The organism is Actinomadura soli, from assembly GCF_005889715.1.
Classification (GTDB): Bacteria; Actinomycetota; Actinomycetes; order Streptosporangiales; family Streptosporangiaceae; genus Spirillospora; species Spirillospora soli.
On the sequence record NZ_VCKW01000207.1, the window covers coordinates 1 to 14,943 of the forward strand.

Sequence of the window (14,943 nt, forward strand, 5' to 3'; positions counted from 1 at the left end):
GTCCTGGGGCGACTCGCGTCCGTGGTGGTCGGCCGACCCCGGCGACGGGACCGGCCCGCACGCCGTCGTCCCGGACGGGACCGGCCCGCAGATCGTGATCCGGGACGCCTCCGGCGGGCATCCGATCCTCCCGGACGGCACGGGCCCGCTGCCCGTGGTCCCCGGTCCTCCGGTGGTCCCCCTGCCGCCGGGCCCGCCGCTGCCCGGGCCGCTCCCGCCCGGAGCCGGACGGACGCGGTTTCCGAGGATCGTGCTCGTCATGGGCGCCGCCACGGTCGGGGCCGTCGTCCTCATGGCGGGGGTGCTCGCGTTCCGGACGGGCGGCGAGGGCGCGGGCGTCGTCGGCGGAGGGAGGAAGGTCCCCGGCGGCGAGGACGCCCGCGCCGCCGGTGTCCCCGCGTCCACGATGGTGATCAGCGCGGGCGCGACCGCCGGCGGCCTGCGCCTGGACGGCCTGACCTCCCCGCAGGCGAGCGCGGCGTACCCGTTCGTCGCCGCCGCGGTCGAGGCGTCCGGGGTCCCGGTCGCCGACCGCGGCAAGGCCGTGTACAGCGAGGAGCCCGTCCGGCCGATCAACGTCCTCTTCGTGGGCGGGACGGGCCAGGTCGGCGACCCCGCGGACTTCCTGCGGAAGGCGCGGCCCACGACGTTCATCGCCGGGCAGGGCGCCGACCCCGGCGAGAAGGGCGGAAGGGCCGTCTGCGGGACGTTCGCCGTCCTGGCCGATACCCACACGTACTGCGCGTGGGCGACCGCCGACTCCTACGGCGTCGTCGCGTCCAACCGTCCGTCGCTGAACCCGCGGTTCCCGCTGATGGCCGAGATCATGCGGCGGATCAGGAAGGACGTCGAGAGGCCGCGGTGACGAAGAGCCGCTCGGTGCGGGCGCCGACCGCGTCCAGGACGAGCCCGGTGAAGTAGACGGTCCCGAGGACGACGACGCGGCGCCCGAGCGCGGTGAGGAACGCGGGCGTGACGGTGCCGGCGTCGACGGCGTCCCATGCGGGCGGCAGCGGGCGGGTGAAGCGCAGATGCGGCAGCGGCAGCCGGACGAACGTCACCGGCAGCCCGTCCAGTGCGGCGACGGCGCCGTCCAGGTCCTTGTGGTCGGGGAGGCAGACGGCGACGCGGTCGATCGCGCCCCAGACCTTCCGCGCGGCGGTGAGGGCTTCGGCGATTCCCGTCCCGTCGATGGCGGAGTCGACGAGCAGCCGCGTCGCCGATCCGGGCACGTCATGCCAGGACAGCCGCCCCGGCAGGACGACCGACGCCAGCACGTCGCGAAGCGGCCCGCCCGGCGGTTCGCTGACGCCCGGCAACCGGCGGGCCGCGACGACGCCGAGTTCGGCGCTGCCGCGCACCAGCCCGCCGGGCAGCAGGTCCGCCGCGAGCCCGCTGCCGCCCGCCTCCACCCGCTCCACCGCTCCGAGCACGCCGGTGACCTCGGCCGACTGCGGCGCGGACAGGACGATCGTCGCCGGCCCCGCCACGCCGAGCTTCTCCTCCGCGATCTCCGCCGGGGTGTTCCCGAGCACCCCGGCGTGCTCCCGGAAGATCGGCGTGATCGCCACGACGGCGGGCGGGAAGAGGGAGACCTCGTCCGACCGTCCGCCCATGCCCGCCTCCAGGACGATCACGTCCGCGCCGACGCGCCGCGCATGCACGACCCCCGCGATGGTGAACAGCCCGGACGGCGAAAGATAGCCGCCCGCAGGCGGCGGCAGGGCGGCGATGGCCTCGTCCAGAACGCCCCCCAGAAACGCCAGTTCCTCCTCCGAGACCGCACGCCCATCGACCCTGATCCGTTCGCGGTCGCTGCGGAGACCGGGACTCGTGACCGTGCACACCCGAAGACCGGCGGCCGCCAGAAAGGCGGACGCGTAGGTCGCCGCCGTCCCCTTCCCCTTGGAACCCACGACGGTCAGGACGGGCGCGCCCGGGGAGAGGACGCCCAGGACGGACGCCAGCCCGCGGGCCCGCCCGATGTCGCGGGTCTCGCCGAGAGCCCGCCGCTCCCATTCCCGGAAGAACACGTCCATGACTCCAGTGTGGGCCCGTCCGGAACCCCGGGGAGTGCCGAGTAGGCTCTGAGATCGTGACCCAGGTATCCGAGCCGTCCGACTACCGGCGCGCAGTCGGCGCGATCATGGCCCGCGGCGTCGAGTGGGAGATCGACCCCACCCTCGACCGCGTCCGCGACCTGGTCGACGTCCTGGGGGAGCCGCACCGCGCCTACCCGGTGATCCACGTCGCGGGAACGAACGGCAAGACCAGCACCGCCCGGCTCATCGAGGCGCTGCTGCGCGAGCGCGGCCTGCGCACGGGCCTGTTCACCAGCCCCGAGCTGACCACGCTCCGGGAGCGCATCGCGATCGACGGCGAGCCGATCGGCGAGGAGCGCTTCGTCGCGGCCTACGAGGACGTCCTCCCCTTCGCGCAACTGGTCGACGGCAAGCACGAGGCGCGGCTGTCGTTCTTCGAGGTCCTGACCGCGATGGCCTACGCCGCTTTCGCGGACGCGCCGGTCGAAGTGGCCGTGGTCGAGGCCGGCATGGGCGGCGCGTGGGACGCGACGAACGTGGCCGACGGCGCCGTCGCCGTCATCACCCCGATCGGGCTCGACCACACCCGCTACCTCGGCGACACCCTGGAAGAGATCGCCGCCGAGAAGGCGGGGATCATCAAGCCGGAGTCGGTGGCGGTGCTGGCGCAGCAGCCGGTCGAGGCGGCCGAGGTGCTGCTGCGGCGGGTCGTGGAGACCGGCGCGGCGGCGGCGCGCGAGGGCGTCGAGTACGGCGTCCTGAGCCGCGACGTCGCCTTCGGCGGCCAGCAGCTGAGCATCCAGGGCCTGCACGGCGTCTACGACGAGATCTTCCTGCCCCTGTTCGGCGACCATCAGGCGAGCAACGCGGCGACGGCCCTCGCCGCCGTGGAGGCGTTCTCCAGCGGCGCGCCGAGCAGGGGCGAGCACAATCTGGAGGCCGCCACCCGCATCGCGCCCGGCGAGGACTACTTCGGCGGGAACGAGGGCCAGCTCGACCCGGCGCTGGTGCGCAGCGGCCTCGCCAAGTCGGCCTCGCCCGGACGCCTGGAGGTCGCGCGGACCGGCCCGACCGTCCTGCTGGACGCGGCGCACAACCCGGCCGGGATGGCCGCGACCGTCAACACGGTCACCGAGTCGTTCGGCTTCACCCGGCTCGCCGGGGTCCTCGCGATCGCCGCGGACAAGGACGTCGCCGGCGTCCTCGACCAGCTCGAACCCGTCGTCGCCGAGCTGGTCGTGACGCGGAACTCCTCGCCGCGCTCAATGCCGCCCGAGGAGCTGGCCGAGATCGCCGGGAGCGTCTTCGGCCCGGAGCGCGTCCATGTCGAGGACCGCCTGGACGACGCGATCGACCGGGCGATCGGGCTCGCCGAGGAGACCGGCGAGTACCGGGGCGCCGGGGTCCTGATCACCGGCTCGGTGGTCACGGCCGGCGACGCCCGGATCCTGCTGCGCGTCGAGGAGACCCGATGACAGGCGGGGGGCGGTGACGGGGATGGGCACCAGTACCGCCGCGAACCCGGTCCGGAGGCTGCTCGCCACCGTCCTCGGCTGCGAGGCGATCGTGATCGCGCTCGCGATCCCGGTGGCGGTGGCCGTGCTCGACGTGGACGGCGCGACCGCCGGCGCGGTGTGCGGCGGCCTGGCCGTCGCGTGCCTGCTGATGGCGGGCCTGCTGCGGTTCCCGTGGGCGGTCGCGGCGGGCGGCGTCCTGCAGGTGCTGATCATCGCGACCGGGTTCATGGTGCCGGCCATGTTCTTCCTCGGCGTCGTGTTCGGGGCGCTTTGGGCGACGGCCATTTGGATGGGACGCAAGGCGAAGAGCGCCGCACCGCGCTAAATTCGCGAGGGACGCATTCATTCATCTGCCGATCCCGCGCAATTCCACTCCTTCCCTGATTCCGACATATTTCTCTTTTGGGAAATGCTCGTGCGGTGGATGACGACCCTGCGAAGGAGCAGGCCGTGTCCCTGCGCGCACGCGGACATGCACCCAGCGCCCCTGTCCACGGATATCCGGCCGCGCCTCCGGAGGGCCGCGCCCGCCGCCGGCTCGCCGCCTCCGGCGCGCTGCTGCTGACGCTCACGGCCGTGCCCGCCGCCGTCCTCGCGGTGCCGGACGCCGCCGTGAACGTCGTCCCCGCCGCCGCGAGCGCGCTCGGCCTCGGCGATGCCGGGATCGGCGGGCTGCTGCGCGCCACCGGGCTGTCCCTGCCCGCGCTCGTCGTCGCGGTGCCGCTCGCCGCCGTGGCCGCGCGCCGGTTCTCCGCGTGGCCCGTCCTCGCCGCGGGCCTGGCCGTCCTGCTGTCCGGGCTCGGCGCGGTCATGTTCGCCCACTCCGTGCCCCTCGTCGGGACGGTCCGCGCCGTCCAGGGCGCGGGCGCGGGGATGATGCTGCCCGCCTGCCTGGTCCTGGTCTGGGAGCGCCGGAGCCGCGCCTTGGCCGCCGCCTGGGCCGGCACGCTGGCGGGCGCGCTGCTCCTGGCGATGCCCCTGGCGCTCAAGGCCGTTCCCGCGCCCGCCGACGGCTCGGCCGTGCCGGACTGGCGTGTCGCGCTCGTCCCGTACCCGTGGGCGGCCGTGGCCGCGGCCGTCGCCGCGCTCGCCCACCTGCTCCTGCGCGGACGGGCCCCCTGGGCGCTGCCCGTGTCCCGGCACACCGAACGCGGCCAGCTCCTCCTCCCGTGCGTCCCGGCGGCGGGCTTCGCGTTCCTCGCGGTCGTGGCGGCGGCGGGATGGTCGCCCGGCGCCCGGCTCATCGTCGCGGGCCTCGCGGTGCCCGCGCTGCTCGGCCTCGCCCTCGCCGCCGGGCGGGACGCCGTCGCGGGCAGCCCGTACGGCTGCGCCGTCGTCATGATCACCGTCGGGCTGCTCGGCTATCCGGTCGCGGGCCCGCTCGCCGGCCTCGCCGCCGCCGACGCCCACGACCGGGGCGGCGCGGCCGTCGTGCCGCTGCTCCCGTTCGCCGCGGCCGCCGCGGCGGCGATGGCCGGGGCGCTCGCCTCCGTCCGCGCCCGCGCCCGCCACGCCGTCAACGCCGGGCACGTCCTGATGATCGCGGCGGTGCCGCTCGGCCTCCTCACCCACCTCGACGGCCGCTGGACGATGCTCGTCCCGCTCGCCCTGCTCGGCACCGGCGCCGGCCTGGCCCTCGCCGCCTCGCTGCGGGACGCGGGCGTCGGCGCCGCGCTCTTCGGCCTGTCCCTGTGCTTCCCCGCCGTGCTGGCCGGGCAGCTCCTCGTCCTGTCCCTGCAGGCGTCGCGGCTGGAACGGCTGCGCCCGGTCACCGAGGCCGAGCAGATCCACGCGTTGCACGATGGCTACGACATCTGGCTCATCGTCGCCGGAGCCGCCGCGGTGCTCCTCGCCGCCGCCGCCGCGAGACCGTCCCGGAAGACCGTGGCAGGCCCCGGAGCCCGGTAAGATTCGCGGGCCGCATATTCCGAAGTTCCTCAAGGAGAACCATCCGTGTCCGAGCGCACTCTCGTCCTCGTCAAGCCCGACGGCGTCCGCCGCGGCGTCATCGGTGAGGTCATCTCCCGGATCGAGCGCAAGGGCCTGAAGCTCGTCGCGCTGGAACTCCGCACCCTCGCCCGCGAGACCGCCGAGGCCCACTACGAGGAGCACGCCAGCAAGCCGTTCTTCGGCGAGCTCGTCGAGTTCATCACCGGCGGCCCGCTCGTCGCCATGGTCGTCGAGGGCCCGCGCGCCATCGAGGCGTTCCGCGGCCTCGCCGGCGCCACCGACCCGGTCAGCGCCACCCCCGGCACCATCCGCGGCGACTTCGCCCTGGAGATCGGCGAGAACATCGTCCACGGCTCCGACTCCACCTACTCCGCCGACCGCGAGATCAAGCTCTTCTTCCCCGAGGTCAGCTGACTGTGTTGACCCAGGGGGCGACCCCCTGGAACGACCGGCGCGTCGTGCGACCTCCGGCGCTGGGCGCCTCCGGCCGCACGACCCGTGACCCGGCTCAGGTTCGATCGGCCGGGGCCGGGGCCGGAGCGGTGATCGGCCGCCCGCGCGTCTTTTGGTCAATGCGGGGCTGCTCAGAGGGACGTTTTTGATCGACTCGCGGCCCTTGGGTGACTGCCCGGGGACGTCCGCGCACGTTACGATGGACGCGCCGCTATACACGCCCGTCAATCTTGAAGGGCTCCCTTTCTTCATGGGTAACAAGCTGTCGTTTCTCGGCCGTGACATGGCGGTCGATCTTGGTACCGCCAACACCCTGGTGTACGTGCGCGGGCGTGGCATCGTCCTCAACGAACCGTCCGTGGTGGCGATCAACACCAACACCGGGAAGATCGTCGCGGTGGGCATCGAGGCGAAGCGGATGATCGGCCGCACCCCGGGCAACATCGTCGCGGTCCGCCCGCTGAAGGACGGCGTCATCGCCGACTTCGACGTCACCGAGCGGATGCTCCGCTACTTCATCCAGAAGGTGCACAAACGCCGGCACTTCGCCAAGCCGCGCATCGTCGTGGCGGTGCCGAGCGGCATCACCGGCGTGGAGCAGCGCGCGGTGAAGGAGGCCGGCTACCAGGCCGGCGCCCGCCGCGTGTACATCATCGAGGAGCCGATGGCCGCCGCGATCGGCGCCGGGCTGCCCGTCTACGAGCCGACCGGCAACATGGTCGTCGACATCGGCGGCGGCACCACCGAGGTCGCGATCATCTCGCTCGGCGGGATCGTCACCAGCCAGTCCGTCCGCGTCGGCGGCGACGAGCTCGACCAGGCCGTCATCTCGTTCTCCAAGAAGGAGTACTCCCTGATGCTCGGGGAACGTACGGCCGAGGAGATCAAGATGGCGATCGGGTCCGCCTATCCCGGCGGCGACGACGAGCCGCACGCCGAGATCCGCGGCCGCGACCTCGTCAGCGGGCTGCCGAAGACCGTCGTGATCTCCGCCGAGGAGGTCAGGCGGGCCATCGAGGAACCGGTCAACGCCGTGGTGGACGCGGTGAAGACCACGCTCGACAAATGCCCACCGGAGCTCTCCGGCGACATCATGGACCGCGGGATCGCGCTCACCGGCGGTGGCGCGCTGCTGAAGAACCTCGACGAACGGCTCCGCGAGGAGACCGGGATGCCCATCCACCTGGTGGACAACCCCCTCGACTCGGTGGTGCTCGGCACCGGCAAGTGCGTCGAGGACTTCGAGGAACTCCGGCAGGTGCTGGTGCCGGAGCCGCGACACTGACCCCCCGGGTGGACTAGGAACGGGAGGTCGGTGGGGTGAAGGACACCCGGCGTACCCGCGTCGTGCTCGGCGTGCTGCTCGTCGTGGCGCTCGCGATGATCACCATTGACTACCGCGGCGGGGCCGAGTCACCGCTGCGCGGGCTGCGCGGCGTCGGCGCCACCGTGTTCGGACCCGTGGAGCGCGCGTCGGCGTCCGTGGTCCGTCCGGTGAGCAACACCTTCGACGCGATCACCGACGCGCCGGGCGAGCGGCGCCGCGCCGACCGGCTCGAACGGCAGAACCACAAGCTGCGCGAGCAGCTGCGCTCCATGCGCCTCGACCAGGACAAGGCCGCGCAGTTGCAGCGGCTGCTCGGCACCGCCGGGATGGGCGGCTACGAGATCCTCGCCGCGCAGGTGATCTCCGCCGGGCAGGGCTTCGAGGACACCGTCACCATCGACGCCGGCAGCCGCAGCGGCATCAAGCGGGACATGACCGTGATGAGCGCGGACGGGCTCGTCGGCCGCGTCACCCGTGTTGGGCCCGCGACGGCGACCGTCCTGCTCGCCACCGACCAGACCTCGTCGATCGGGTCCCGGCTCGAAGGCTCCAAGGAGATCGGGATCGTGCAGGGCCGCGGGCGCCGCGGCCTCGGCGGGCACGGCGCCACGCCGCTGCGCTTCCAGCTGCTGGACGCCGCCGCGCCGATCCAGGTCGGGCAGCGCATCGTCACGCTCGGGTCGCAGGGCCAGCGGCCCTACGTCCCGGGCGTCCCCATCGGCGTGGTCGAACGGATCGACCGCTCCACCGGGGGCCTGACCCGCACCGCCTACGTCCGGCCGTTCGTGAGGTTCACCAGCCTGGACGTCGTCGCCGTCGTCGTCGCCCCGCCGAAGACCGACCCGCGGGACGCGGTGCTGCCGCCGAAGCCGAAACCACCGCCGACGCCGACGCCGAGCGTGAGCCCGTCCGCGAGCCCGTCGGGGAGCAAGCGCCCGAACGCCCGGCCGAGCGGCTCGGGAAGCCCGTCCACGAATCCGAGCGGGGGGAACTGACGTGCTGAACCCGCCCGAGGCGTCGCCGGCCGGCCGCTCGGTGGTGGCCGCCGTCGTGATCGCCGTGACGCTGATCCTGCAGGTGTCGGTCGCGAACCGGCTGCCGCTGCCCGGCGGCGTCCAACCCGATCTGGTCCTGCTGGCCGTCGTCGCGCTGGCGCTCGTCGCCGGGTCGATGACGGGCATGGTCACCGGGTTCCTCGCCGGCCTCGCCGCCGACATCATCCCGCCCGCCGACCACACCATCGGCCGGTACGCGCTCGTCTACTGCCTCATCGGCTACCTGTGCGGCGTCGCGTCCGACGAGATGGACCGGCAGTCCGTCGTGCCGTTCTTCGCCGTCGCCGCCGGCGCGCTCGCCGGGACCGTCCTGTACGCGGGCACCGGCATGATGCTGGGCGACCCGCGCGCCGAGTGGGCCACCGTGTCGAGCATGGTGCCGCTGCAGGTGCTGTACGACGTCATCGCGAGCCCGTTCGTCGTCTGGGCGGTGCTGCGCGCCACCCGCCGGTACGAACGCGGCGAACGCCCCCGGAGCGACACCCTCGCGGTGCCCGCCGCCCGCTACCGCGCGATGTCGGGACGGGGCTGAAGCCTGTGAACCCGCGCACCCACTTCCGCCTGGTCGTCCTGTACGTGCTGGTCGCCGCGCTGATGCTCGTCCTCGTCGGGCGCCTGTGGTCGCTCCAGGTCCTGGAGGGCGAGCACTACCGGGGGATCGCCGCCCAGAACCGCACCCGCGACATCGTCGTCCCCGCCGTCCGCGGCATGATCCTGGACGACCGCGGCCGGCCCCTCGTCCGCAACACCAGCGCGCTGGTCGTGTCCGTCGACCGGACGACGCTGTTGCGGCAGAAGGACGGCGGCGAGGGCATCCTGAGGCGGCTCTCGGCCGTGCTCGGCATCGGCCAGGACGAGATCACCAAACGGATCCGGCTGTGCGGGCCCGGCATCAAGCGGCCCTGCTGGCCCGGCTCCCCCTACCAGCCGATCCCCGTCGAGGACCACGTCGACCCGAAGCGCGCGCTCCAGATCATGGAGCGCCAGGAGGAGTTCCCCGGCGTCACGGCGCAGGTCCAGGCCGTCCGCGACTATCCGGAGCCGAACGGCGCGAAGCCCGCGCAGGTCCTCGGCTACCTCCAGCCGATCACGCAGGAGGAGATGGACAAGCGCACCGGCCTCAAGGTCACCGGCTACAGCGGCGTCGACCTCGTCGGCCGCGCGGGCCTGGAGGCGCAGTACGACGCGGCGCTGCGCGGCGAGCCCGGGTTCCGCAAGGTCCTCGTCGACAGCCAGGGGCGCGTCACCGGCACCGCCGACGAGCAGGCGGCCGTCCCCGGCAACCACCTCGTGACCAGCATCGACGCGGGCGTGCAGGGCGCCGCGGAGAACGCGCTCAAGCACGCGATCGACGGCGCGCGCAAGGCGGGCCGCCCCGCGGACGCGGGCGCCGCGGTCGTGATGGACGTCCAGACCGGCCGGATGGTCGCGATGGCCAGCCACCCGACCTACGACCCGGCCATCTGGACGGGCGGCATCTCCCAGGAGCAGTACGAGGCCCTGCTCGGCAAGAAGAAGGGCGAGCCGCTGATCTCCCGCGTCACGCAGGGGCAGTTCGCCCCCGGCTCGACGTTCAAGGTCTCCTCGGTGGCCGCCGCGGTGAAGGACGGCAACAGCCTCAACGGCATCTACCCGTGCCCCGGCTCGTACAACGTCGGGAACCGCGCGTTCCGGAACTTCGAGGGCCAGGGGCACGGCCCGATGAACCTGCACATGGCCCTGGTGAAGTCCTGCGACACGATCTTCTACCGGTTCGCGTACCAGGAGTGGCAGCGCGACGGCGGGATGAAGCCGAAGAAGAACCCGTCCGACCCGATGGTGAGGATGGCGCGCGACTACGGGTTCGGCTCGCGCACCGGCATCGACCTGCCGAGCGAGAGCGAGGGCCGCATCCCGGACCGGGCCTGGAAGAAGGACTACTGGGAGGTCACCAGGGCCGCCAACTGCAAGGGCGCCAAGGAGGGCTACCCGCAGGTCGCCAAGACCGACCCGGCGCGCGCCGCCTACCTGAAGGCCGTCGCGACGGAGAACTGCACCGAGGGCTTCGTGTGGCGTCCCGGTGACGCCGCCAACTTCTCCGTCGGGCAGGGCGACGTCCTGGTGACGCCGCTGCAGCTCGTCCGCGCGTACGCGGCCATCGCGAACGGCGGCAGGCTGGTGGTGCCGCGGCTCGGGGTCGCGGTGATGCGGCCGGACGGCACCGTCGCCCAGCGGATCGAAGCGCCGCCGGCCAAGCGGCTGCCCGTCGACCAGAAGGTGATCAAGTACATTCGCGACGCCCTCGCGGACGTCCCCAAGCAGGGCACGGCCGCGGGCGCGTTCGGCGGGTTCGACATGAAGACCGTCGAGGTGGGCGGCAAGACCGGCACCGCGGAGGTGTACGGCAAGGAGGACACCTCCTGGTTCGCCTCGATCGGCCCGATGAAGAAGCCGAGGTTCGCGGTGGTGGCGATGGTCTCGCAGGGCGGGACGGGCGCGTCCACGGCCGCGCCGGCCGTCCGGGAGATCTGGGAGGCCATGTACGGGACGAAGGACCGCCCGCCCCTCCTCAAGGACGGCAGGCTGCCGTCCGAGCTGCCGGCGCTGCCCGGCGGCGAGGGAACCGCCCCGTGATCACCGGGACGGGTGTCGGGAGCGTCGAGGGCTACGCGGCGCGGCGCGGGGTGCGCAGCCGGCTCGGCGGGCTGCGGCGGCTCGACTGGCCGCTGTTCGTGGCCGTGCTGGCGCTGTCGGTCATCGGCGCGCTGCTCGTCCGCTCCGCCACGTTCCAGCTCCTGACCGAGCAGGGCAAGGACCCGGAGGGCTTCCTCAAGCGGCACATCCTGAACCTGTTCATCGGGTTCGCGCTCGGCGGGCTCGTCACCGTCCTGGACTACCGGCTCCTGCGCGCGTACGTCCCGATCCTGTACGGGGTGGCGTGCGTGGGGCTGGTCGCCGTCCTGACCCCGCTCGGCGAGACGATCAACGGGTCGCACTCGTGGATCGTGCTCGGCGGCGGCTTCCAGGTGCAGCCGTCGGAGTTCGCGAAGGTCGGGCTGGTGGTGCTGCTCGCGATGATCCTGGGCGAGCCGCGCGACGGGGAGATCGGCCCCGGCCGCCGCGACGTGCTGCTCGCGCTCGTCCTCGCCGGGGTGCCCGCCGTGCTGATCATGCTGCAGCCCGACCTCGGCACCACGCTGGTGTTCATCGCCGTGGTGCTCGGCATGCTGGCGATCTCCGGCGCGCAGAAGCGGTGGCTCTTCGGCCTGGTCGGCGGCGGTGCGGCGGCGGCCGCCGCGGTGTGGTTCTTCGGCCTGCTGGAGGACTACCAGATCGACCGGTTCACCGCCTTCTTGGACCCGGAGGCCGACCCGCGCGGCGCCGGCTACAACGCGCAGCAGGCCCGGATCGCGGTCGGGTCGGGCGGCGTGTTCGGCAAGGGCCTGTTCCACGGCGAGCAGACCGGCGGGCACTTCGTCCCCGAGCAGCAGACCGACTTCATCTTCACGGTGGTGGGGGAGGAGCTCGGCTTCGTCGGCGGCGCCGTGATCGTCGCGCTGCTCGGCGTGGTGCTGTGGCGGGGCCTGCGCATCGCCACCCAGGCCGCCGACCTGTTCGGGACGCTCGTCGCGACCGGCGTCGTGTGCTGGATGGGGTTCCAGACGTTCCAGAACGTCGGGATGTCGATCGGCATCATGCCGATCACGGGGCTGCCGCTGCCGTTCGTGTCCTACGGCGGTTCCGCCACCTTCGCCAATATGATCGCGTTCGGCCTGCTGCAGGCCGTGCACGTCCGCCGGCGGCCGTTCGATTAGCGCGGCGCCGGTAGAGTGGACGTTCATCCCACGTCCCCTGCACGGAGGATCCCGTCATGCCGGTCGAGTCGCTCTTCCCGCGTCTGGAACCGCTGCTCCCGGGCGTGCAGAAGCCGATCCAGTACGTTGGCGGCGAGCTGAACTCCCAGATCAAGGACTGGGACGAGGCGGACGTCCGGTGGGCCTTGATGTACCCGGACGCCTACGAGGTCGGGCTGCCGAACCAGGGCGTCCAGATCCTCTACGAGATCCTGAACGAGCGCGACGGCGTCCTCGCGGAGCGGACGTACTCGGTGTGGCCCGACATGGAGGCCGTCATGCGGGAGCACGGCATCCCGCAGTTCACCGTCGACGCGCACCGCCCCGTCGCCGCGTTCGACGTCCTCGGCGTGTCGTTCTCCACCGAGCTCGGCTACACCAACCTGCTGACGGCCCTCGACCTCGCCGGGATCCCGCTGGACGCCGCCGACCGCACCGGAGACGACCCGATCGTCATCGCGGGCGGGCACGCCGCGTTCAACCCGGAGCCGATCGCCGACTTCATCGACGCGGCCGTCCTCGGCGACGGCGAGGAGATCGCGCTCGCCATCACCGAGGTGATCCGCGAGTGGAAGGCCGAGGGCGAGCCCGGCGGCCGCGACGAACTCCTGCTCCGCCTCGCCGCGTCCGGCGGCGTCTACGTCCCGCGCTTCTACGACGTCACCTACCTGCCCGACGGCCGCATCCAGCGGGTCGCGCCGAACCGCCCGGGCGTGCCGTGGCGGATCGAGAAGCACACCGTCATGGACCTCGACCAGTGGCCCTACCCGAAGAAGCCCCTGGTCCCGCTCGCGGAGACCGTCCACGAGCGGTTCAGCGTGGAGATCTTCCGCGGCTGCACCCGCGGCTGCCGGTTCTGCCAGGCCGGGATGATCACCCGTCCGGTCCGGGAGCGCTCGATCACCACGATCGGGAACATGGTCGAGCAGGGCCTCAAGGAATCGGGGTTCCAGGAGGTCGGGCTGCTCAGCCTGTCCAGCGCCGACCACAGCGAGATCGGCGACGTCGCGAAGGGCCTCGCCGACCGCTACGAGGGCACGAACACCTCCCTGTCCCTCCCGTCCACCCGCGTGGACGCGTTCAACATCACGCTCGCCAACGAGTTCTCCCGCGGCGGCCGCCGCTCGGGCCTGACGTTCGCGCCGGAGGGCGGCTCCGAGCGGATGCGCAAGGTGATCAACAAGATGGTCACCGAGGACGACCTGATCCGCACCGTGACCACCGCGTACGAGAACGGCTGGCGGCAGGTCAAGCTGTACTTCATGTGCGGCCTGCCCACCGAGGAGGACGAGGACGTCCTCGCCATCGCCGGCATGGCCAAGCGGGTGATCCAAGCGGGCCGCGACGCCACCGGCCGCAAGGACATCCGCTGCACGGTCTCCATCGGCGGTTTCGTGCCCAAGCCCCACACCCCGTTCCAGTGGGCCGCCCAGTGCGACCACGAAACTGTCGACCGCCGCCTGCACGCCCTCAAGGACGCCCTGCGCGGCGACAAGGAGTACGGCCGCGCGATCGGCCTGCGCTACCACGACGGCCAGCCGTCCATCATCGAGGGCCTCCTCTCCCGCGGCGACCGCCGCGTCGGCAAGGTCGTCCGTGCGGTCTGGGAAGACGGCGGCCGCTTCGACGGCTGGAGCGAACACTTCTCCTACGACCGCTGGACGTCCGCCGCCGAGAAGGCGCTCGCCACCGAACCCGTAGACCTGGCCTGGTACACCGTCCGCGAACGCGACGAGGTAGAGGTCCTCCCATGGGACCACCTCGACGCGGGCCTCGACCGCGAATGGCTCTGGCAGGACTGGCAGGACGCCGTCGACGAAACCGAAGTCGAAGACTGCCGCTGGACCCCCTGCTACGACTGCGGCGTCTGCCCCACCATGGGCACCGAAATCCAAATAGGCCCGACCGGCAAGAAGCTCCTCCCCCTATCGGTCGTGTAACCGCCTCACCTGCGAGCAGGGACGTGGGGAATCTTTGCAGCAGCGTCAGTGGGCCGATTTTCCGGGCCCCGAGTGGTACGACCCAGCCGCCGTCGAGGACGCCCTCCGGAGGGTGGGAAATGCCCGCGCCCGCGACTGGGATGGAGGCGCCGAAATGAGGAACGCCGTGGGCGGGAAGTGGCGTTGTGGGTCATCCTGGACTGATGGGGCATGTTCCAGGCAGAGCCCGGCTACGAAGACTTCGCGCTGCCGGACGGCACTGTCATGCGGACCGTACCGGCGATAATAAAACAAGTGAGCGGCGCCAGGGAAATGCTACAGCGATTGATGGACGAGGACCCCCACACGAGAAGGAAACGAAACTCCTCCTCACCTGCATCGAAGCCGGCTGGACCGCACTCGATTACCAAATTCAGCGAACACTGGATCGATGATCGACGAATACATAGAAATTGCCTACAACTGTCCCGCTCATTCCATGATCGACGCGGTGCCCTGCGGATCACACCGTTTTCGGACGGGAGCCAGCCGTCACCCGATCGAGAGCAACGGAGCCCCACGATCCGCTGGAGTCGCTTGACGAGGCCATCGCGGAGGCGGCCGAACTTTTGGGGGCCTGGAGGGCGCTCGCTCAACCATCACGCGGCCCGGGCAAGGTGGGCGGCCGTCCCCGAGCCGGTCAGGATCGCGCCAGGGCTGGGCGAAGTTGGCGGGCCTGCGGATCCGGATGATCCGCCGGGGTGACTCGCACGGCAGGTCGCTGTCGAACCCGGCGAGGGTCTCCAGCCCGGCCAGGGTTTCCTGACGGTGTCGGCACCGCGTGGGC

The 14,943-nt window shown here is 72.4% G+C and carries 11 protein-coding genes and 1 pseudogene; 11 read left to right on the forward strand and 1 reads right to left on the reverse strand.

Going from position 1 to position 14,943, the window contains the following annotated elements:
- Positions 1–865 (forward strand): annotated as a pseudogene (locus tag ETD83_RS42900) (hypothetical protein); the annotation flags it as partial.
- On the opposite strand, the gene ETD83_RS30630 reads toward ETD83_RS42900, so the two are convergent.
- Positions 837–2,039 carry a folylpolyglutamate synthase/dihydrofolate synthase family protein gene (locus tag ETD83_RS30630; protein WP_138648695.1) on the reverse strand — a complete coding sequence of 401 codons (1,203 nt, stop codon included), beginning with the start codon at positions 2,037–2,039 and terminating at the stop codon, positions 837–839. The pseudogene ETD83_RS42900 and the gene ETD83_RS30630 sit on opposite strands and share 29 nt — an antisense overlap.
- A gap of 107 nt (positions 2,040–2,146) precedes the next feature.
- On the opposite strand from ETD83_RS30630, the gene ETD83_RS30635 reads away from it, so the two are divergent.
- From ETD83_RS30635 to ETD83_RS30680, 10 genes are all read left to right on the forward strand, one after another.
- The gene (locus ETD83_RS30635) at positions 2,147–3,517 is read left to right on the forward strand and encodes a bifunctional folylpolyglutamate synthase/dihydrofolate synthase (protein ID WP_138648704.1); all 1,371 of its coding nucleotides are present in this window, start codon (positions 2,147–2,149) and stop codon (positions 3,515–3,517) included.
- A 22-nt stretch (positions 3,518–3,539) separates the two neighbouring features.
- Positions 3,540–3,884 carry a DUF4233 domain-containing protein gene (locus ETD83_RS30640; protein WP_138648696.1) on the forward strand — a complete coding sequence of 115 codons (345 nt, stop codon included), beginning with the start codon at positions 3,540–3,542 and terminating at the stop codon, positions 3,882–3,884.
- Between the two features lie 125 nt (positions 3,885–4,009).
- Positions 4,010–5,467, forward strand: a complete 1,458-nt coding sequence (locus tag ETD83_RS30645) for a hypothetical protein (protein WP_138648697.1) — start codon at positions 4,010–4,012, stop codon at positions 5,465–5,467.
- A 45-nt stretch (positions 5,468–5,512) separates the two neighbouring features.
- Positions 5,513–5,923, forward strand: a complete 411-nt coding sequence (gene ndk, locus ETD83_RS30650; RefSeq protein ID WP_138648698.1) for a nucleoside-diphosphate kinase — start codon at positions 5,513–5,515, stop codon at positions 5,921–5,923.
- A gap of 289 nt (positions 5,924–6,212) precedes the next feature.
- Positions 6,213–7,247 carry a rod shape-determining protein gene (locus ETD83_RS30655; RefSeq protein ID WP_138648699.1) on the forward strand — a complete coding sequence of 345 codons (1,035 nt, stop codon included), beginning with the start codon at positions 6,213–6,215 and terminating at the stop codon, positions 7,245–7,247.
- 35 nt (positions 7,248–7,282) lie between these two features.
- Positions 7,283–8,284 carry a rod shape-determining protein MreC gene (gene mreC, locus ETD83_RS30660; protein WP_138648700.1) on the forward strand — a complete coding sequence of 334 codons (1,002 nt, stop codon included), beginning with the start codon at positions 7,283–7,285 and terminating at the stop codon, positions 8,282–8,284.
- Between the two features lies 1 nt (position 8,285).
- Complete coding sequence (mreD, locus tag ETD83_RS30665) at positions 8,286–8,876, forward strand: rod shape-determining protein MreD (RefSeq protein WP_138648701.1); 591 nt, start codon at positions 8,286–8,288, stop codon at positions 8,874–8,876.
- Between the two features lie 5 nt (positions 8,877–8,881).
- Positions 8,882–10,957 carry a penicillin-binding protein 2 gene (mrdA, locus tag ETD83_RS30670; RefSeq protein WP_138648702.1) on the forward strand — a complete coding sequence of 692 codons (2,076 nt, stop codon included), beginning with the start codon at positions 8,882–8,884 and terminating at the stop codon, positions 10,955–10,957.
- Positions 10,954–12,138 carry a rod shape-determining protein RodA gene (rodA, locus tag ETD83_RS30675; RefSeq protein ID WP_230421303.1) on the forward strand — a complete coding sequence of 395 codons (1,185 nt, stop codon included), beginning with the start codon at positions 10,954–10,956 and terminating at the stop codon, positions 12,136–12,138. The genes mrdA and rodA overlap by 4 nt, the downstream gene beginning before the upstream one ends.
- A 56-nt stretch (positions 12,139–12,194) precedes the next feature.
- On the forward strand, positions 12,195–14,117 hold the full coding sequence (locus ETD83_RS30680) for a TIGR03960 family B12-binding radical SAM protein (RefSeq protein ID WP_138648703.1): 1,923 nt from the start codon (positions 12,195–12,197) through the stop codon (positions 14,115–14,117).
- Positions 14,118–14,943 lie beyond the last annotated feature (826 nt).